The sequence below is a fragment of the Bradyrhizobium sp. BR 1432 genome (assembly GCF_051547705.1).
GTDB classification, from domain to species: Bacteria; Pseudomonadota; Alphaproteobacteria; order Rhizobiales; family Xanthobacteraceae; genus Bradyrhizobium; species Bradyrhizobium zhanjiangense.
Window position 1 is genome coordinate 472,187 of the sequence record NZ_JBPUGF010000004.1, and the last position, 20,166, is coordinate 492,352.

General features: G+C 61.5%; 16 protein-coding genes and 2 pseudogenes. 6 read left to right on the top strand and 12 right to left on the bottom strand.

Translation table 11 applies throughout. The annotated features are described in order from the left end of the window. Positions 1–20: 20 nt before the first annotated feature. From ACSKB8_RS43155 to ACSKB8_RS43175, 5 genes are all read right to left on the bottom strand, one after another. Complete coding sequence (locus tag ACSKB8_RS43155) at positions 21–236, bottom strand: DUF2158 domain-containing protein (protein ID WP_438111793.1); 216 nt, start codon at positions 234–236, stop codon at positions 21–23. 66 nt (positions 237–302) lie between these two features. After that, positions 303–2,126: an ATP-binding protein gene (locus tag ACSKB8_RS43160; protein WP_438111511.1), complete on the bottom strand. Its 1,824-nt coding sequence runs from the start codon at positions 2,124–2,126 to the stop codon at positions 303–305. Then, the gene (locus ACSKB8_RS43165) at positions 2,057–3,670 is read right to left on the bottom strand and encodes an adenylate/guanylate cyclase domain-containing protein (RefSeq protein WP_438111513.1); all 1,614 of its coding nucleotides are present in this window, start codon (positions 3,668–3,670) and stop codon (positions 2,057–2,059) included. The genes ACSKB8_RS43160 and ACSKB8_RS43165 overlap by 70 nt, the downstream gene beginning before the upstream one ends. Positions 3,671–3,789: 119 nt before the next feature. Continuing rightward, positions 3,790–4,692: a hypothetical protein gene (locus ACSKB8_RS43170; protein WP_370990424.1), complete on the bottom strand. Its 903-nt coding sequence runs from the start codon at positions 4,690–4,692 to the stop codon at positions 3,790–3,792. Positions 4,693–4,810: 118 nt separating this feature from the next. Beyond that, on the bottom strand, positions 4,811–5,212 hold the full coding sequence (locus ACSKB8_RS43175) for a hypothetical protein (RefSeq protein ID WP_091894255.1): 402 nt from the start codon (positions 5,210–5,212) through the stop codon (positions 4,811–4,813). A gap of 1,213 nt (positions 5,213–6,425) precedes the next feature. Here ACSKB8_RS43175 and ACSKB8_RS43180 point away from each other — a divergent pair. Further along, entirely contained in the window at positions 6,426–8,342 is a 1,917-nt protein-coding gene (locus ACSKB8_RS43180; protein WP_438111516.1) for an adenylate/guanylate cyclase domain-containing protein, read from the top strand. 258 nt (positions 8,343–8,600) lie between these two features. Here the strand turns inward: ACSKB8_RS43180 and ACSKB8_RS43185 are convergent, their stop codons facing one another. From ACSKB8_RS43185 to ACSKB8_RS43210, 6 genes and pseudogenes are all read right to left on the bottom strand, one after another. Beyond that, positions 8,601–8,807, bottom strand: coding sequence for a YodC family protein (locus ACSKB8_RS43185; protein WP_438111518.1), 207 nt, complete (start codon positions 8,805–8,807; stop codon positions 8,601–8,603). 306 nt (positions 8,808–9,113) lie between these two features. Further along, the gene (locus ACSKB8_RS43190; protein ID WP_438111520.1) at positions 9,114–9,857 is read right to left on the bottom strand and encodes an HAD family hydrolase; all 744 of its coding nucleotides are present in this window, start codon (positions 9,855–9,857) and stop codon (positions 9,114–9,116) included. Further along, positions 9,848–10,736 (bottom strand): annotated as a pseudogene (hemF, locus tag ACSKB8_RS43195) (oxygen-dependent coproporphyrinogen oxidase). The gene ACSKB8_RS43190 and the pseudogene hemF overlap by 10 nt, the downstream one beginning before the upstream one ends. Before the next feature lie 129 nt (positions 10,737–10,865). Further along, the gene (locus ACSKB8_RS43200) at positions 10,866–11,231 is read right to left on the bottom strand and encodes a 6-pyruvoyl trahydropterin synthase family protein (RefSeq protein WP_370990428.1); all 366 of its coding nucleotides are present in this window, start codon (positions 11,229–11,231) and stop codon (positions 10,866–10,868) included. Between the two features lie 16 nt (positions 11,232–11,247). After that, positions 11,248–11,880 (bottom strand): 7-carboxy-7-deazaguanine synthase, encoded by a 633-nt coding sequence (gene queE, locus ACSKB8_RS43205; RefSeq protein ID WP_370990429.1) that lies wholly within the window; start codon positions 11,878–11,880, stop codon positions 11,248–11,250. Between the two features lie 10 nt (positions 11,881–11,890). Further along, complete coding sequence (locus ACSKB8_RS43210; protein ID WP_438111522.1) at positions 11,891–12,358, bottom strand: tRNA (cytidine(34)-2'-O)-methyltransferase; 468 nt, start codon at positions 12,356–12,358, stop codon at positions 11,891–11,893. 278 nt (positions 12,359–12,636) lie between these two features. On the opposite strand from ACSKB8_RS43210, the gene petA reads away from it, so the two are divergent. The 5 genes and pseudogenes from petA to ACSKB8_RS43235 all read left to right on the top strand — a co-directional run bounded on the left by petA (position 12,637) and on the right by ACSKB8_RS43235 (position 19,222). Continuing rightward, entirely contained in the window at positions 12,637–13,167 is a 531-nt protein-coding gene (gene petA / locus ACSKB8_RS43215; RefSeq protein ID WP_091894240.1) for a ubiquinol-cytochrome c reductase iron-sulfur subunit, read from the top strand. Between the two features lie 62 nt (positions 13,168–13,229). Further along, positions 13,230–15,302, top strand: coding sequence for a cytochrome b/c1 (gene fbcH, locus ACSKB8_RS43220; RefSeq protein ID WP_438111524.1), 2,073 nt, complete (start codon positions 13,230–13,232; stop codon positions 15,300–15,302). A 239-nt stretch (positions 15,303–15,541) separates the two neighbouring features. Then, positions 15,542–16,216: a dienelactone hydrolase family protein gene (locus ACSKB8_RS43225; RefSeq protein ID WP_370990430.1), complete on the top strand. Its 675-nt coding sequence runs from the start codon at positions 15,542–15,544 to the stop codon at positions 16,214–16,216. A 292-nt stretch (positions 16,217–16,508) separates the two neighbouring features. Further along, a pseudogene (locus ACSKB8_RS43230) lies at positions 16,509–18,673 on the top strand (anthranilate synthase component I). Positions 18,674–18,682: 9 nt separating this feature from the next. Next, the gene (locus tag ACSKB8_RS43235) at positions 18,683–19,222 is read left to right on the top strand and encodes an adenine phosphoribosyltransferase (protein WP_091894232.1); all 540 of its coding nucleotides are present in this window, start codon (positions 18,683–18,685) and stop codon (positions 19,220–19,222) included. 246 nt (positions 19,223–19,468) lie between these two features. Here the strand turns inward: ACSKB8_RS43235 and ACSKB8_RS43240 are convergent, their stop codons facing one another. After that, positions 19,469–20,137, bottom strand: coding sequence for a hypothetical protein (locus ACSKB8_RS43240; RefSeq protein ID WP_438111527.1), 669 nt, complete (start codon positions 20,135–20,137; stop codon positions 19,469–19,471). Positions 20,138–20,166 lie beyond the last annotated feature (29 nt).

Consider the following 20,166-nt stretch of genomic DNA (forward strand, 5'->3'; position numbering starts at 1 on the left):
GGGTGCGGTCTTCGGTGTGCCTACTCCTCGTCGTCTTCGTCCTCGTCTTCATCCTCGTCTTCGTCGCTCTCGTCCTCTTCGACGCGCGCGAGCGTGGCCAGCGGCAGCGTCTCGCGGAACAAATCGCCTTCCATGTCCATCCAGAGGCAGAGCACGTCGTTCTCCTTCACCTCCGCGACCGTCAGCGGATGGCCACCGGAGGGCGGCTCCGAGCTAACCTGGCGGACCAGCGCCATCATGTCCGCTCATGGCGGGTCGACGGGAAAGGGTCCGATTGGCTGTCACTTCTGCGAGAGGCAGGATTAATGCAGCGCGCATTGAGAATCGCGCGCACGCATGAGGTCAGCCGTTTCGGCTCCTTCGTCAAACCAATCGCAGATCGGTTCTAGCAGGGCGCGCGCCTCATCAATCCTTCCTTGCCTCCGCCAGAGTTCTGCGAGGCTTGTGGCAGCGCGCAACTCCAAGGACTTGGCGCTTTGACCACGCGCCACTTCAATGGATTTCCTAAGATGAGACTTGGCGTCGCCGACTTTCGATGGGTCGAGCGATAGGAGAATTTGGGCCTTTTGCCGGTGTAATTCCGACTCCCATGCCCTGCCCGTCACATCATCTATGCCGGCCAGGAGCCTTTCGACCAACGATAGTGCGCGTTCATTCTCGCCGGCCTTGGCGTCAATTTCCGCCAGCCAGCTATTCATCATTGGCAGCATGAAACCGACACCGCTGCGCCGCGCCTCGTCGATTCCCAGTGCGATCTCGGATCGGGCCTCCTCAATTCGGCCCATCTCGCCGACGGCCCGGCCTCGCGAAATTCGCGATAGAATTACGTACAGCGAAAACCGCTGTTCTTGTGACATTTCGAAGCTGTTCTGGGCGCTCTCGAGAGCGCGAGCGGCATCCCCGCGCAGAAGGTGCACGACAGAGGTCATGTAATGAGCGAACGCCACTGTGTACGGGTGAGCAAGATCCTGAGCCAGGGCCAACGCTTCCGACACGCGCGAAAGGGATCGATCGGGATAGCCGAGGAACCACAAGTCCCAGGACTGAAGCAGCAGTGAAGCCGCTTGAGGCTCCACCATGTAAAGGTGATAAAGGGGCTGTCTTCCTTCGCTGATCGAAAGCCTGATCGTCTCTTCGAAATGGTTCGCTGAGGATTGGAAGTCCCCGATGGTCAACAACGTGCTGCCCATCACTCTATGAGCCACCATCGACAGCACGGGGCTAGACAAGCCTCGTGACCGCAGCAGAAACTCATCGGCCATGCTGAGCGCCTCATCATTCCTTCCACCCATCCATGAGTGTCCCCACAACCCAAACAGGGCTTGGAAATATTCAGGGATGTCGCCGAGACGCAGGCATAAGGAGCGAGCTCTGGAAAACGCTTCGCGGGTTTCCGTGGAGGCATACCCTTTGACGGCGATAAGCGGTATTCCCAGCGCCAGCTGAACCTCGACCTCTTGTTTGGTCCGCTCGGGCGTTTCGGGCATCGTTTTCAGAAGCTGAAGCGCACTTCGAAAATTGGCAATCGCTTCGATGTTGGCGGAGTGCGCGAGCGCGCGCTGCCCGGACTTGAGCCAATAACGGATAGCCGAATTGTGATTGCCTGCTTCCTGATGATGATACGCCACGACTTCGGTCTGATTTTCCGCAAGCTCCGGAAAGTCATGCTCCAGGACCGTGGCGATCTCGGCGTGGATCTGCTGTCTTTTGCTCCTGAGCAAAGAATTGTAGATCGCATCACGCAGCAACACGTGTTTGAACGCGAAGCGGAGGGAAGGCGAAATGTCGACTCGATAAATGATGTCGGCCTGTTCGAGCAGCGAGAGTGCTGACAGGATATTATCTTCGTCGAGTTGCGATACGGCCGACAACAGATCATAGGAGAACTCGCGCCCGATCACCGCCGCAATCATTGCAAGTTTGCGACTTGGCGCAACGCGGTCGAGCCGCTCCATCAATGCGTCACTCAGCGTGTCCGGAACCCTGAGCAATGCTGCTTGTGCCGTCCGCTCGGACGCACCTCGACCGAGTACAGGTGCGCTCAACATACTGTTTGTCAGTTCCTCGATGTATAGCGGGACGCCATCGGCCTTTTCGATAATTTGGTCCAGCAGCGGCTGAGGCATCTCCCGCCCCTCAACAGACCTCCAATCATCGCCTTCACTTCCGTGTGCGATAATCGAGTTAGCGAGTGCACGGTGATATTCGCATGAGTGATCCATGCCGGGCGGAACTCCGGCCGGCACGACACGATAAGCAGCACGCGGGCGTGGTCGATCCGGCTGATAATCAGGTCAAGCAGCTCGACCGTCGACGGATCCAGCCAGTGTGCATCCTCAAAGATGCAGAGCGTGGGCCCTTGGACGGAGAACGCCAACAGCATATCGACAAGCGTGCTTATGGTTCTGTTCTTTATTTGCTGCGGGGTCAGGCGGGACAATTGGAGGTGATCATGCACCGGGATGGATAACAGCCTGGCGACCAGCAGGACCGGTTCGGCGGAATTGTCGGGAAGGTAAGCCCTGAGCTTGGCGAGCTTGTCTGCATCGGGCTCGCGCGGTGTTATTTGGGCCGAATGTTGGATCTGCTCGATGACGGGGAAGAACGCGCTCTGATTGTGGTAGGGCGAGCATTGATGATGCAGCAGAATATGCGGTTCCTGCTGAATATGCGATTTCAACTCGTGGAGCAGCCTCGACTTCCCGACTCCCGGAATACCCGAAAGAAGTATGACTTGGCCATCACGCTCCTTGACTTTTTGCCACCTGTCGAGCAGCAGGCTCAGCTCGCTTGAGCGTCCAATGAGCGGAGTAAGAGAGCCCGTATGCGCAGCTTCGAAGCGGCTAACCGTGCTTTTCGCCGCCAGCACGCGATACAAATGAAGGGGTTGAGTCACACCCTTGAGTTTCTGGATGCCGAGGTCCTGAAAATCAAAAGCGGCCGATATGAGACGCCTCGTCGTCTCTGAGATGAGTACCGTATCTGGAGCGGCAAGGGCCTGCAGGCGCGCCGCAATGTTCGGCGTCTCTCCCACCGCGTCCATCGACCAGCGGCCGCTATCTCCAATGTCACCGACAACAACCGGTCCAGAACAAACACCCACTCGACAAGACAGAGTAACCGGACCTGAAATCTTCGTGACCCCGGACGCGATCTCCAGTGCGGCGTGAACGGCACGAATGGCGTCATCCTCATGAGCGGAGGGCCAGCCGAAAAATGCCATGACGCCATCGCCGAAATACCGGGCCACCTCGCCGCCATACCGCCCGATCGCGGTGCTGCATTCCTCCCGGTATGCGTCGATAATTTTTTGGAGATCCTCAGGGTCCAGCTTCTCGGAGAGCTGTGTAGAAGCCACAAGGTCGCTGAACAGTACGGTAATCTGACGGAACTCAGGTTCGCGATGCTGCGCAATGGAGGGCGGCGCCACAGCGACTCTTGAACCCGCAAGCGTCTCGCCGCCGGGCTCGCGCGAAGCGGTCAATGCTTCAATCGCCCTAAGCAGCTTCTTGCGGTGACCTAAGGAAGAAACTCCAATTTGCTTGAGATCGTTTTCCGTCAAATCCGGAAGGAGGGAATATTCGATGTTGTTTTCCGCGAAGGCTTGGGCGTACTGGCCTAGACCGTGTCTGACCAGCCACTCGGCTAAGTCGGTGTTTGTCCTCGTCATCGAAGAGGCCCTCCTCTTACCGCCGTAGGACCCCTTATACTATCTCACGACGGGGACGCCGGAACAGTGCGTGCTTGCGCTCAGGCCCAGCAAACCGCGATGACGTCGCGCCGTTCTGCTCAAGCCGCGGGGCGAGCGCTGCAATCCTCGTCTTTTGAAGGCCCTGAACTGAGACAGTATGGGAGCGCTTCTCCGATCGCCTGTCGAAGCTCGTCGACCATCTCGGCTTCGGATTTATGGAGTTCGTGGTTATAGCCTTCCGCCATGATCAGTGCCGATTCATACGTCTCCTGAACGACTGTGATACGGTCACTCGCAGGAAGAGACGCGACGAAGTCGATGGTGTCTTTGACGTGCGTGGCCTCACTTCCGAGAGAGCTATGGCTTCTGAGAAAGCGGGTCGCGTCGACGCCATCCGGACACAGCGCCTGGACCTTCTCGACGTCGGCCTTCTGCTTGAGCGCGGCGATGCGCTCCAGGCAGTAGGAGTACCCTATGCAGCCGATCGGGTAGTCCTGCGAGCAAAGGTCATCGAAGCGCTTGCAGAGCGGCTTGATCCCCTGCGGGATGAAATTGGTGACGAGTCGCTCGGCCGGCAAACCGAGCGCGCGCAGGTCCTTGAGCGCGAGGCGATCGTGACCAGACTCCTCGCGCGCCCGTTCTTCAAGGTAGGCCGCGACCTCGGGCCTGCCCAGCTCCTCGAAGCGGCTGGCCGCGCGCCGCAGATTTCGAGGCGTATCGACAGACGTGTGATAGGCGCCGACCAGGGCCACAACATAGCCCGCGAGCGTCTGGTCCGGACGCGCGAGGCGTTCTTCAATCGCGGCAAATCCGAGATTGATCGCGCCGTCGAGCAGCCCGATCGCGCTGCCCGCCGTACCCACGCCCGTCATCGGCGTCGCGAATGGATCTACGTTCCCTTTCGTCCCACCCGTGGTGTGGAACCAGACCTGTCCGGAGTCGCGAGCAATGATCGAAATATCACCCGTGACGTTGACCCACTCCGTCCTCAACCGCTCCATTAGAAACCTCCCAACCTGCAGTGCTCAGCACGGACCGTCTGTCTGCCGTTGCCACTTCGGACACGCGCTTCAAACTGGAGACGGATCGCGCCTCCCCTCGAACCGAGCGGTAACGGCGCTAGATTCCGTTGGGCGTACAAGACATCAGCAAGCGAGCCGTTTCCAGAAGAGACTGGCCGGGTCGAGGGGTCACGCGGCCTCTGTTCGGCAGCACAAAGACGACTTCATCGGGGTCTTGCATGATGTAGTGACTATCGTGCTCTTCTTCCGTGATGATGACCGCGCGGTTCAGATAGATACCTCGCGCCGCGAGCGCGACTTTGGCTCGGTTCGCGGCGGCGGCCGTCACGGTAGTGTTGTCCGCCTCACGTTCCAGCAGCGAATTTCGGAAATCATCTTCGACCCACGCGTCGACGATCAACTGCGCGAGGGAATCGTTGGGGCTGAAGGAGAAGGTTGGAACCGTTACCTCTGTCGGAGCCGCCGCGCCCCTCAAAACGACATTCTTTTTAATGGCCATTGATCAGCCCTCCCTAATTAAAGCGGGCTCGGGATCTCGCCGTCCCGCATCATTTAAATGCATTATATTTTTTGCATTTTAATTGTATAACCTCAGGATGGCAAGTTAGAATAGCGATCACGGCCGCATGATCATAAGTCCATCGTGCCGCTCTGGGGGAGAGCCGCGCTGGTGACGGTATTCGGATTGGCCAACTCCAAACAAATTGGATACGAAATTTAAATATCCAGCACGCGCCTCTACCCGGCGTTGCAATTTAAATGTCTGCCGATTGCGGCACGCTTTGTTGCTTGAAAATCGGGAATGCGTAGGCCCCCGGCATCTCCAATCTTGCCCCCACTCAGAGGTTGGCCGAAAAAATTGGTCTAGGGCTTCGAGACGCGCGATGTACGAGCGGCAGCACACGTCATCATTCTTTAGATTTCGAAGAGGAGGGCAGCGCATGGCCTCAAAAATTATCCAGCGCATGTTAGGAATTGTACTATTTGCCCTCGCCCTTGCCCCAGCGGCGACGGCCCAGGGGCGCCGGTGAAGTCCGCTTTCGGCTATCGCATCGACTATTCCGGTCGCTCTGTCGTGCTCTCCGGAGATACCCGCACCTCTGAAAATCTTATCCAACACGCCCAGAACGTTGATCTCTTGGTTCACGAGGTCGCTTCCCCTGAGACGTTCCAGCGCGTTGGAGTTCCGCGAGCGCGTGCGCACTGCCCGCTTCCGAGAGGTGAGCAGAATAGCATCATGCAGACTGCCAAGGGCAGCCTTTGACCCATCTGCGACATGGTCAGCCCGTTTTTGCTGTGATGCACCCGTTTCACTCAAAGATCTGAGATTGAATATTCCATTCGCTTTGACGTCGGCGAACTGCAGCTGCTTTTCTCCGTTTCGTCAGTGTTGCTGACAGTAATCTCCGCTGTTCCGCCAATATTTGGATGGTTTAACAAAATGGCAGGACGCCTCCGTCCCAAAGACTTCGCAACGATGGTGACTGGCGTCGCAGCATGATGGCAGGCAAGGCGCTTGAAAAGGGCTTGTGAAGGTCGGAGGATGGAGATCGATCTTTGAGCCGGCCGCCCCGCCCAACTAGAAGCGATGGCGACGTAGGTGCATGTACGGGAGGCCGGAACAGCCGGCGCAAAGTCGCGATTGAAGGGCGCTCCTCTCGTCAATCGGAGAGTTCTGCGGAGCCGTGTGCTCTTCCAGTAGGGAGGCTCGCATGCCCAGCGCGGATAAATCTACAGCTCCAAAACACGCCAAGCGGAGACTGGCCGCGATCTTGGCCGCCGACGTAGTCGCCTACTCTCGCCTCATGGGTGCAGACGAAGAGGGCACCCTTGAAAGCCTCAAGGCTCATCGGCGTGAAGTGATCAATCCAAAAATTACCGAGCATAAAGGCCGCATTGTCAAAACGACCGGTGACGGCGTTCTAATCGAATTCCCTAGCGTTGTGGAAGCATTGCGCTGCGCCACCGAGGTCCAGCTCGGAATGATTGAACGCAATGCGGATGTGCCGAGGGAGAGGCGGATTGAGTTTCGTGTTGGGATCAACGTCGGCGATATCATTTTGGATCAAGGGGACATTTACGGCGACGGAGTGAACATCGCTGCTCGGTTGGAGAATCTGGCCGAGCCGGGCACAGTCTACATCTCCGGTGCAGTTTTTGATCAAGTTAGGAACAAACTTCCCCTCCGATATGACTTTCTTGGCGAGCAACGAGTTAAGAACATCGCAGAGGCCGTGCGGGTGTATCGTGTCCACCCAGGCAGCAGTTCGCGTGCGCCATTGCTGCTCAGGAGCCGCGGTTGGCTCGTTGCGGCGGCACTGCTTGCGCTGATGGGTGTGACCAGCGTTACGTATTGGCTGCAGCGAACTTCGCCTACTGAAACTGCCGCTGTGCTGCCGAAACCTTCGTTTGGAGGTTTGCTTTCCGAGCAACCGTCAATCGCTGTGCTACCTTTTGCAAATATGAGCAGCGATCCGGCGCTTGAGTATTTCGTCGATGGTATCACTGAAGACCTAACTACATGGCTCTCGCAGAACCCGGAGCTCCGCGTAATTTCGCGCACCTCGGCCTTCGCGTATAAGGGAAAGGCTCCTGACATTCGGCAGATCGGCCGCGAGCTCGGCGCGCGCTACATTCTCGAAGGTAGTGTTCGGAAGGATAGCGATCGGGTGCGGATCACGGCGCAGCTAATCGAGACAGCATCGGGGCACCATGTCTGGGCGCAGCGTTACGATGAGGAGGGCAATGATGTTGCCGCCCTACAGGATGCGGTCACTCACAAGATTGTCAGTTCAGTGGGCAGCATGCACGGCGAGATTTGCGGGGCGGATTACCGTAATGCTTGGAGCAAGGATCCCGCGAAGCTTCAGGAATACGACTATTTCCTGCGGATACATGGGCTAATCATGCGCGGCCCAAAAGAGGACCTGGAGCAAGCGCGGCAGATCGCCTTTGAGGGGCTGAAGCGGTTCCCCGATTCGGCCATCATCAAGATCAAGCTGGCTTGGACATATCTTCAGGATGTTCGCAGAGGCTTCAGCGACGACCCGCGGCGCGATCTTGATCGCGCCTTCGCCCTCGGAAATGAGGGAATGGCTGGGAAGGATGTCCCGCGGCTGGGGCAGATGCACGGCCATTGGCTGATGGCTCTTGCCTATGTCTATTGCAAACAGGATTACAGCCGCGCGCTTGACGAGCGGGAGATCACGCTTGCGATGGCGCCGGTCGACGCCATTGTCCACGTCGATCTATCGCAGACGCTGACCTTTGCGGGACGGCCGATGGAGGCGTTGGCCTCCATTCGCAAGGCGAGCGAGCTCGATCCTAACTATCCGCCCTGGTTCCACACCTATTTGGCAGAAGCATATTACGCGGCCGGCAAAATCCACGACGCTGTCGATGAGCTGGCGAAGATCAATCAGCCAGCGTTTAGGGACTTAGTGTACAGGGCAGCGGCTCATGCCTCGCTCGGTCAACTTGAGGAAGCCAGAGTAGCAGTGGCAGGATTGCAAAACTGGAATTCGAACGTCAGCCTAGCGAACATTCGCTACGTGTTCCCCTATCGGTCCGATGCTGTTCGGCAACGCGTGCTCGATGATTTGGGCAAAGCGTCGCTGCCCCAAGGATGAAGAAACTTCTGGTCCTGCAAGCGGGGCTTCTGCGTGGAAAGTGGACCGATATTCGCGTCATAAGAACTCCCGAACTGACAACGTGCACAGGCAAACGTGCGGTTTGCGCCAGAAGCGTCCGTTCAGGTGAAATCGCCTGTTGGCCCTTCTGCGACATTCAGCGATGTCCGCTATTGCGCGCTAGTGGCAGAGAAGCGGACATCGGACGCGCCGGAGCCGAGCACTCCGATCTGACCAGGGGGGCGGTCTTCGGTCTGCCTACTCCTCGTCGTCTTCATCCTCGTCGTCTTCGTCGCTTTCGTCCTCTTCAACGCGCGCGAGCGTGGCCAGCGGCAACGTCTCGCGGAACAAATCGCCTTCCATGCCCATCCAGAGGCAGAGCACGTCGTTCTCCTTCACTTCCGCGACCGTCAGCGGCTGGCCGCCGGACTTCAGCATCACGACATCGCCGACTTTCACTTCCATGGATTGTCCTTTCGCGTTGATTGACCGGACGCGAAGCTAGCAATTTGTCATGACATCCGGAAAACGGGGGCGGTGGATCAGACCGCGCATTCCCATGCACGGAACGCTCAAGTGCCGGGGCCCCCGCAAAGGGGCCTTCATCGCAAAGCCCGCGACGATGCCATCATGCCCCTGTTTTGCCCGACGTGTCAAAAGAATTTCGTAAAATCGAAAATCGAATTGCGTTTGCCGTAAGTCCTTGAGTTTGCAACAGCCGGCTACTGTGCATGGGGTTGTTTTTCGATAATTTGTTGTCGCGGGCTTTGGTTACGCCGGCAGCAGCTCGGTCAGCGAGCGGATGATGCGATCGGGCTTGACGATCGAGCCTTCGGGCAGGCCGTCGCCATGCACGTCGATCCAGATCGAAAAGATGCCGAGGCGCTGCGGCGTCACGACTTCCCATTCCAGATTGTCGCCGATCATCCAGGTGTCCTTCGCGCTGACGCCGAGCGCCTCCATCGCGTGCAGATAGGCGCGCTCCTCGGGCTTGCCGAAGCCGTGCTCGCCCTCGATCTGGATGTGGTGGAAGCGGTGCGCGAGCTCGAAGCGCTCGACCTTGGCGCGCTGGGTATCGGCGGCGCCGTTCGTCACCAGCGCGAGCTTGATGCCGAGTGCCTTCAACTGGTCGATGGCCTCATGCGCGCCGGGGAAGACAAACATCTCCTCTTCGCGATAGGCGGTGAAACGGTCGGCGAGGCAGATGGCGAGATCGTCGGGCAGGGCGCGATGGCCGGCGGCCGCGAGCGCGGCAAAGCCGCCCTTGACCGTGAGGTGGCGGGCTTCGGCGAGCTTCAGCCGCCATGCGGCTTCCGCATTGGCCCAGAAGTTTCGCGCGAACGCCAGCACCGCGGTTGCGACCAGCGATGGCGGCAGCGGCGCGAGTTCTTCGGCGAACTCGGCCGTGATCGTGTTCCAGGCGATCTCGGGCCGGCCATAGGCCGACAGGATGGTGTCGTCCATGTCGATCAGCATGGCGCGAGGGAGCGGCGGCATGGCGAGGCTCATGGCCATTTCACTTCCGGCGGCAGCGACGACAGGATCGAATCCACATTGCCGCCGGTCTTGAGCCCGAAGATGGTGCCGCGGTCGTAGAGCAGGTTGAACTCGACATAGCGGCCGCGCCGGATCAATTGCTCCTCGCGATCCGCAGCGGTCCAGCTTGTTCGCGAAATTGCGCCGCACGATCTCAGGATAGATCATCAGGAAGGCGCGGCCGACGTCCTGGGTGAAGGCAAGATCTGCGTCCCAGTCGCCGCTGTCATGCCAGTCGTAGAAGATGCCGCCGATGCCGCGCGCCTCTTTGCGGTGCGGCAGATAGAAATATTCGTCGCACCACTTCCTGTACTTGTCGTAGTCGGCGACACCGCTCGGCTGCGCGCAGGCCTCCCTCATCGCGGCGTGGAAGGCGATGCTGTCGGCATCGTCCTGCGTCCGCCGCCGCTCCAGCACCGGCGTAAGGTCGGCGCCGCCGCCGAACCAGGCTTTTGTGGTAACGACGAAGCGTGTGTTCATATGCACCGCGGGCACATGCGGATTGTGTAGATGCGCGATCAGCGAGATGCCGGAGGCCCAGAATTTTGGATCCTCCGCGGCGCCGGGGATCTGAGCACGAAATTCAGGGGCGAACTCACCGTGAACGGTCGAGCAGTGCACGCCGACCTTCTCGAACAGGCGGCCATGCATCATCGACATCACGCCGCCACCTCCGGCCGCGCCGGTATGATCGGTGCGCTGCCACGGCGTGCGCTTGAAGCGGCCGGCTTCGCCCGGATAGAGGCTTTGCGGCGCGTCGTCCTCCAGCCGCTCGAAGCTCCCGCAGATGTCGTCGCGCAAGGCTTCGAACCAGGCGCGGGCGCGGCCCTTGCGGTCTTCGATTGTTGAGGCGTCCATCTGCATTCCCGTCGTCAACCAAGCGGAGTGTGCCGTAGGGTGGGCAAAGGCGCCCTTGCGCCGTGCCCACCCTTTCTTGTCGTGATCCTGATTGGTGGGCACGCTTTCGCTTTGCCCACCCTACGAAGTCTAACCTTGCGGACCGTAATAGGTGCAGCTCTCGTTGCAACTGTCGCGGTGGATGCTGACGCGGGTGAGCTTATCGATATGGGCCAGCCGCTCCCAGACGAAGCGCGAGAGGTTTTCCAGCGTCGGGGTGCCCAGCGCCTCGATCTTGTTGAGGTACTTGTGGTCCAGCATCAGGCGCACGTCCTCGATGGCGCGCTGAAGGAGCCCGAGGTCGACGACCATGCCAGTGTTGGGATCCGGCGTGCCGCGAACCGTTACCTCGGCGCGGAAGGAGTGGCCGTGGATCTCTTCGCTCGCCGCACCGAACGTTGTGCCCGACAAAGAGTGCGCCGCCTCGAAGCGGAACGATTTCGTCAATTCCCACATCTGTCCGTCAACAATCCTATCTGATGCCGAGCGATTTATGTGTCTGCACGCTCAACCGCCATTGCGGATGGCGCAGGCAATAATCGATCGCGCGCGCGGTGTTTTGGGCGACCTCGGGTCCGTCCATCGGCTGCAGCGAGAAGCGCTCGAAGGCGAGGCCTTCGAAGGCTTCGGGCGCGGCGAGCGCCTGCGGGTAGACCAGCTTCAGCTCGTGGCCCCGGCGGAGCACGAGTTCGCTGCCGCCCTTGGGGCTGACACAGATCCAGTCGAGCCCCTCCGGGGCGGCAATCGTGCCGTTGGTCTCGACGCCGATCTCGAAGCCTCTCGCGTGCAGCGCATCGATCAGCGCGGCATCGACCTGGAGCAGCGGCTCGCCGCCGGTCAGCACCACATAGCGATTGGCGGTGGATGCGGCCCATTGAGCGGCGATGGTGTCGGCGAGTTCCGCAGCTGAGGCATAGCGGCCGCCGAGCGTGCCGTCGGTGCCGACGAAATCCGTGTCGCAGAACTTGCAGGTCGCCTCGCTGCGGTCCGCCTCGCGGCCGCTCCAGAGGTTGCAGCCGGCAAAACGGCAAAACACCGACGCGCGCCCGGCATGGGCGCCTTCGCCTTGCAGGGTCAGGAAGATTTCCTTGACCGCGTAACTCAACTCTCTCTCCTCAATCCTTTGGGCCTTCGGGGTTCCGGATCTGGCGCAGCGCCTCGCCGGCGGCCATCGCCGCGGTCATGGCCACATTGAGCGACCGCAGGCCGGCCCTGATCGGTATCACCAGCCGCGCATCCGCAGCCTCGAGCACCGCATCCGTGACGCCGGCGCTCTCGCGTCCGAATAGCAGGATGTCCGACGTCTGGTAACGGAAATCGCGATAGTCGGTGGCACCTTTGGTGGTGAACAGCAGCAGGCGGTAGCCTTGTGCCGCACGCCAGTCCTCGAATCTCGCCCAGGAGTTGTGGCGGGTGATGCTAACCTGGTCAAGGTAGTCCATTCCCGCCCGGCGGAACGAGCGGTCCGAGACGGGGAACCCTGCCGGTTCGATGATGTGAGCGGCCATGCCCAGACAGGCGCAGAGCCTGAGAATCGTGCCGGTGTTCTGGGGAATGTCGGGTTGGAAAAGCGCTATCTGCATGGGCTGTGGCGGGCTGGTTGCGGGCGCAAAATGTCTCAATAAAACATCGCATCCCCGGGAATTCGTGCATTGCACGCTCCCGCGCCGATAGCGGGCTTGCGCTCGCCCGGCAAGGGTGCCAATAGAACGATTCTGGACTGCTGTTTTCCCCGCTTTGGGCGTGAGCAAGCAAAGTTCTGCCGCCGCGGGGGGCCGCGGGCGCCGGCAGCCTTCCGGGGACCTCATGGGCGCCCCCCGGAGCGGTTCGACCGGTCGCATAAGAAGAAAGGGTTGGAATCGTGACGACAGCGTCTTCGGCGGACCATCCGACACGCCGTGATTTCTTATTCGTTGCAACGGGGGCAGCCGCAGCAGTAGGGAGCGCGGCCGCGCTCTGGCCCTTCATCTCTCAAATGAATCCGGATGCCTCGACCATCGCCGCCGGTGCGCCGATCGAGGTCGATCTCAGCCCGATCGCCGAGGGCCAGGACATCAAGGTGTTCTGGCGCGGCAAGCCGATCTACATCAGCCACCGCACCAAGAAGCAGATCGACGAAGCGCGCGCCGTCAACGTGGCGAGCCTGCCCGATCCGCAGTCCGACGAAGCCCGGGTCAAGTCCGGCCACGAGCAGTGGCTGGTCGTGATCGGCATCTGCACCCATCTCGGCTGCATCCCGATCGCTCATGAGGGCAATTACGACGGGTTCTTCTGCCCCTGCCACGGGTCGCAGTACGATTCGTCCGGCCGCATCCGCCAGGGGCCCGCGCCCGCGAACCTGCCAGTGCCGCCGTACCAGTTCGTTTCCGACACCAAAATCCAGATCGGCTGAGCTTCGGACCCGCGTCCGAAGCTTCGCGCCGTCTCGTCGTATTATTTCCTCAGGATCGCATCATGAGCGGACCATCCGACTACCAGCCGAGCAATCCGGCCCTGCAATGGATCGAGCGGCGTCTGCCGATCTTTGGTCTCATCCATTCCTCCTTCGTCGCCTATCCGACCCCGCGCAACCTGAACTATTGGTGGACCTTCGGCGCCATCCTCTCCTTCATGCTGGCGATGCAGATCCTGACCGGCGTGATCCTGGCGATGCACTACACGCCGAATGCCGATCTCGCCTTCAAGTCGGTCGAGCTGATCGTCCGTGACGTCAATTACGGCTGGCTGCCGCGCAACATGCACGCCGTCGGCGCCTCGATGTTCTTTGTCGCAGTCTACGTCCACATGTTCCGCGGCCTCTATTACGGGTCGTACAAGGAGCCGCGCGAAGTGCTGTGGATCCTCGGCGTCATCATCTACCTGCTGATGATGGCCACGGGCTTCATGGGCTACGTGCTGCCCTGGGGCCAAATGAGCTTCTGGGGCGCCACGGTCATCACCAATCTGTTCTCCGCCATTCCCTATGTCGGCGAGAGCATCGTGACACTGTTGTGGGGGGGCTATTCGGTCGGTAACCCGACGCTGAACCGCTTCTTCTCGCTGCATTACCTGCTGCCGTTCCTGATCGCGGGCGTCGTCGTGCTCCACGTCTGGGCGCTGCACGTCGCCGGTCAGAACAATCCGGATGGCGTCGAGCCGAAGACGGAAAAGGACACGGTGCCATTCACGCCGCACGCGACCATCAAGGACATGTTCGGCGTCGCCTGCTTTATGCTGCTCTACGCCTGGTTCATCTTCTACATGCCGAACTATCTCGGCGACGCCGACAACTACATCCCGGCGAACCCGGGCGTGACGCCGCCGCACATCGTGCCGGAATGGTATTATCTGCCGTTCTACGCGATCCTGCGCTCGATCCCGAACAAGCTCGCGGGCGTCATCGCGATGTTCGGGGCGATCATCATCCTTGCCTTCCTGCCCTGGCTCGACAGCGCCAGGACGAGGTCGTCGAAGTACCGTCCGCTGGCCAAGCAGTTCTTCTGGATCTTCGTCGTGGTCTGCATCCTGCTCGGCTATCTCGGCGCGCAGCCGCCGGAAGGCATCTACGTGATTGCCGGCCGGGTGCTGACGGTCTGCTACTTCGCCTACTTCCTGATCGTGCTGCCGCTGCTCGCGCGCATCGAGAAGCCGCGACCGGTTCCGAACTCGATCTCGGATGCGGTGCTGGCCAAAACCGGGAGCAGATCGACGCCGATGGTGTCGACCGCGATCATGCTTGCGCTCGCCGGTTCGTTGTTCGCGGGCTCGATCGACAGCGCGAAAGCGTCTGAAGGCAACGACCAGCCGCCGGCCAACAAATGGTCGTTCTCGGGCCCTTTCGGTAAGCTCGACCGCGGCGCGCTCCAGCGTGGCCTGAAGGTCTACAAGGAAGTCTGCGCCAGCTGCCACGGCCTGTCCTACATCGCCTTCCGCAACCTCGCGGAAGCCGGCGGCCCCGGCTATTCGGTGGCGCAGGCCTCGGCGTTTGCCTCCGAGTACAAGGTCAAGGACGGCCCGAACGATGCCGGCGACATGTTCGAGCGTCCGGGCCGGCCGGCGGACTATTTCCCCTCGCCATTCCCGAACGAGCAGGCCGCGCGTGCGGCGAACGGCGGTGCGGCGCCGCCGGACCTGTCCCTGATCACCAAGGCGCGCTCTTATAAGCGCGGCTTCCCCTGGTTCATCTTCGACTTCTTCACCCAGTACCAGGAGCAGGGTCCGGATTACGTCGCGGCCGTGCTTCAGGGCTTTGAAGAGAAGGTGCCCGAGGGCGTCACAATCCCCGAAGGCTCCTATTACAACAAGTACTTCCCGGGTCACGCCATCAAGATGCCGAAGCCGCTCAGCGACGGCCAGGTGACCTACGATGACGGCTCGCCGACCACGGTCGCGCAGTACGCCAAGGACGTCACCACGTTCCTGATGTGGACCGCGGAGCCGCACATGGAAGCGCGCAAGCGCCTCGGCTTCCAGGTGTTCGTGTTCCTGATCATCTTCGCGGGCCTGATGTACTTCACCAAGAAGAAGGTCTGGGCCGGCTCGCACTGAGTGGCGTAAGACGAGACGAAAATGAAGAAGCCCCCGCGAGGGAGCTTTTTGTTGGGCGGTCATTCTGGGGCGATGCGTAGCATCGAGCCCGGAATCCATTCCTCCACCAATGCTGTAGCCTGATGGATTCCGGGTTCGCCCCTTCGGGCGCCTCGGAAAGACGTGAGTGTGGATTGCGTCATCCTCTTGCACCCGCCAGAATACCCACAACCGCTCCCCAAAACTCGTCGGAGGACACCATGGGAACCACCATCACCTTCAAGCGCCCGGACGGCAAGGACGCCTCGGGCTATCTCGCCAATGCCGGGCGCGGCAACGCGCCGGGCGTGGTTGTGATCCAGGAATGGTGGGGCCTGTCGGACCAGATCAAGGGCCTGTGCGATCGCTTTGCGCTCGCGGGCTTCGATGCGCTGGCGCCGGATCTCTACAAGGGCAAGGTGGTGCCCTATCACGATACGGACAGTGCCAACAAGGAGATGAACTCGCTCGACTTCATGGACGCCACCACGCAGACGGTGCGCGGCGCCACGCAATATCTGTCGCGCAACGGCGCCAAGGTCGGGCTAACAGGCTTCTGCCTCGGCGGCGCCGTCACCATCATCGGCGCGACCAAGATCCCGGAGCTCGCGGCCGGCGTCGTGTTCTACGGCATCCCGCCGGAGCAGGCGGCCAAGCCCGCCGACGTCAAGATCCCGCTCCAGGCTCACTTCGCCAACAAGGACGATTGGTGCACGCCGGAGCTGGTCAGTGGCTTCGAAAAGGCCATGAAGGCCGCCGGCAAGTCGCTGGAGCTGTTCCGCTATGACGCCGAGCACGCCTTCGTCAACGAGCAGCGCCAGGCCGTGCACGACCGCGAGGCCGCCGAGCTCGCCTGGGGCAGGGCGACGGAGTTTTTCCGAAAGCATCTCGGCTGATAGCCCGTAGCCCGGATGGAGCGAAGCGTGATCCGGGATCTGCTCGTGGCATGACCCCGGATTACGCCGCGCTCCATCCGGGCTACAGCCCTTGACGCCGCCCCCGCGCCATGGTGAGTATCTGCCCCATGAGCACCGCCGTCCGCCCAGCCCGTCTCTGGTGGCGCACCTCCTAACGAGGTGGCCGGTGCGATTTTCCTTTCCCAAATCGTCTGAGGTCGCCAACGCAGTGCGGCGGCCTGATCGTTTGTCCTGTGTGGCGTTCCCTCGGCAAGTTTCGTAAGAGGACGACATGAACAGGACAGTCTTTGCCCTCCCGGCCAGAAGCGACTATGTGACCCGTGCAGGTCTCGCGATCACGCGCGTGGCCGAGCAGTTCACCGGCGGCGCGAGCCGGCTCGACGATCTCGTCAGCCTACTCGACCGCCGCCGCGGCGTGGTGCTGTCCTCGGGCACGACCGTGCCCGGCCGCTACGAGAGCTTCGATCTCGGCTTCTCCGATCCGCCGCTCAAGCTCGAGACATCGGGCGTCAATTTCAAGCTGGAAGCGCTGAACCAACGCGGGCAGGTGCTGATCGCCTTTCTCACCGAGGTCCTGCGCGAGCCCTGCGTGGCGATCTCCGAGAAGACGGCCACGCGGCTTGCAGGTCACATCATCCGCGGCGACGCGCCGGTCGAGGAGGACCAGCGCACCCGGCGTGCCAGCGTGATGTCGCTGGTGCGCGATCTCGTCGCCGCCTTCGCCGCCAATGACGACGGTCTGCTCGGCCTGTTCGGCGCCTTCGCCTACGACCTCGTGTTCCAGATCGAGGACCTCGTGCAGAAGCGCCCGCGCGAACAGGACCAGCGCGACATCGTGCTCTATGTGCCCGATCGCCTGCTGGCCTATGACCGCGCCACCGGCCGCGGCGTGGTGCTCACTTACGATTTCGCCTGGAAGGGCAAGTCGACCGAAGGCCTGCCGCGCGAGACTGCCGACAGCCCATATCTGAAGACGCCGCGCCAGGGCTTTGCCGATCACGCCCCCGGCGAATACCAGGCCACCGTCGAGACCGCGCGCGCGGCCTTTGCCCGTGGCGATCTCTTTGAAGCCGTGCCGGGCCAGCTGTTCGCCGAGCCCTGCGACCGCTCGCCCGCCGAAGTGTTCCAGCGCCTTTGCGTCATCAACCCGTCGCCCTACGGCGCGCTGATGAATCTCGGCGAGGGCGAATTCCTGGTGTCGGCCTCGCCGGAGATGTTCGTGCGCTCGGACGGACGCCGCGTCGAGACCTGCCCGATATCAGGCACCATCGCGCGCGGCACCGATGCGATCGGCGATGCCGAGCAGATCCGCCAGCTCCTGAACTCGGAGAAGGACGAGTTCGAGCTCAACATGTGCACCGACGTCGACCGCAACGACAAGGCGCGCGTCTGCGTTCCCGGCACCATCAAGGTGCTGGCGCGGCGGCAGATCGAGACTTACTCAAAGCTGTTCCACACCGTCGATCATGTCGAAGGCATGCTGAGGCCCGGCTTCGACGCGCTCGACGCCTTCCTCACCCATGCCTGGGCGGTGACGGTAACAGGCGCGCCAAAGCTCTGGGCGATGCAGTTCGTCGAGGATCACGAGCGCTCGCCGCGGCGCTGGTATGCCGGCGCGATCGGCGCGGTGAATTTCGACGGCAGCATCAACACTGGCCTTACCATCCGCACCATCCGCATGAAGGATGGTCTCGCCGAGGTGCGCGTCGGCGCCACCTGCCTGTTCGATTCCGATCCCGCCGCGGAAGATCGCGAATGCCAGGTCAAGGCCGCTGCCCTATTCCAGGCGCTGCGCGGCGATCCGCCAAAGCCGCTGTCGACCTTCGCGCCCGATGCCACCGGAAGCGGCAAGCAGGTGCTGCTGATCGATCACGACGACAGTTTTGTCCATATGCTCGCCGACTATTTCCGCCAGGTCGGTGCCAGCGTCACCGTGGTCCGCTACGTGCATGCCCTCGACATGCTCAAGCAGAAGAGGTGGGATTTGCTGGTGTTGTCGCCCGGCCCCGGGCGTCCCGAGGATTTCGCGATCAAGAAGACCATCGATGCGGCGCTGGAGAAGAAGCTGCCGGTGTTCGGCGTCTGCCTCGGCCTGCAGGCGATCGGCGAATATTTTGGCGGCGAACTCGGGCAGCTCACCTATCCCGCCCACGGCCGGCCCTCGCGGGTGCAGGTGCGGGGCGGACGCTTGATGCGCAATCTGCCGAACGAGATCGTCATCGGCCGCTATCACTCGCTGTTTGTCGAGCGCGACAGCATGCCCGAAGTTCTGAGCGTCACCGCCAGCACCGAGGACGGCGTCGCCATGGCGCTGGAGCATAAGACCCTGCCCGTCGCCGGCGTGCAATTCCACCGGAATCGCTGATGTCGCTTGGCGGCGAGGTGGGGCTGCGTATTGTTGAAAACGCGTTCCGGCTGGATGCGCGCGTTGATTGAGAGGCACCGATGACCTTTGACCACGATCTGAAGGCGAGCGTCCGCACCATTCCTGACTATCCCAAGCCGGGGATCATGTTCCGCGACATCACGACCTTGCTTGCGGATGCGCGCGCCTTCCGCCGCGCGGTCGATGAGCTCGTCAATCCCTGGGCCGGCAACAAGATCGACAAGGTCGCCGGCATGGAGGCGCGCGGCTTCATCATCGGCGGCGCGGTGGCGCATCAGCTCTCGGCCGGCTTCGTGCCGATCCGCAAGAAAGGCAAGCTGCCGCACACCACCGTGCGCATCGCTTACTCCCTCGAATACGGCATCGACGAGATGGAGATGCATGTCGACGCCATCCTGCCCGGTGAGCGCGTGATCCTGGTCGACGATCTCATCGCCACCGGCGGCACCGCGGAGGGCGCGGTGAAGCTGTTGCGCCAGATCGGCGCCAATGTCGTCGCGGCCTGCTTCATCATCGACCTGCCCGAACTCGGCGGCGCGGCCAAGCTGCGCGCCATGGACGTGCCAGTGCGCACGCTGATGACGTTCGAGGGGCACTGAGCGGGCGAAGAATATCGTCCCGATTTTAGATGTATCGCCGCCGGCTGCTGTGGCCTTGGTTCACCTCTCCCGTAGGGAGAGGTCGGATCGCATCGCAAGATGCGATCCGGGTGAGGGGATCCGGTCTCACTGGTTGCCGCAGCCCCTCACCCGGATTGCACTGACGATGCTTCGCATCGCCAGGCGCATTCCGACCTCTCCCCGACGGGGAGAGGTGGCACCGAGACGCCTGATGCTCATCCCGCTCTAGGACCGCTGCAGAATCAGGTTCAGCTCGAGTTCCCGGAAGGCGATGTAGTTCCGCCGGGTCCACTGGTGCAGCTCGGTCGAGGCGTCCTTCTCCTGACGCAGATAGCCAGTGAAAGAGAAGGTCAGCCGGTCGATATAGGTCTTGAGGAAGCCGGGGAGCGCGGGCAGGCGGAACAGCCGGCCGCCGGCCATTGCGGGCGGCAGCTCGCCCCGCACGACATATTCGTTGTCGACCGTGATCAGGTTCATTCGCGGGATCTGCCCGCGCAGCATCTCATGGGCGCGGGCCGAGACGCGGTCGGTGTCGGCGACGAACAGGATCTGAGGCGCGACGTGACGGCGGGCCGCCTCCTTGAGCAGGCCGATCTCCTCGGTCATCTTGAAGAACTCGTCGAAGGCGTGGAAGCCGAGGTCGATCACCTTGGCAAGGCCGTCATCAACGATGACACGGTCCATCAGCTGCATCTTGCCGTAGGTGTCGATCACGTCGGCGGTCTCGGTGATCTTCGGCAAGTAATCCAGCAGCGACGGCTCCTTCAGGTTGACGTCGAAGGCCGCGACGTTGCCGTTCTTGAGCAGCAGGAATTCGCTCAATAGCCGCGCCAGCAGGGTCTTGCCGACCTGCGGGCGGGGCGAGCAGATGATGTAGACGGGTGTCGCGGGCATCACACATTATCTGAGCGAGCTTGTCGCCC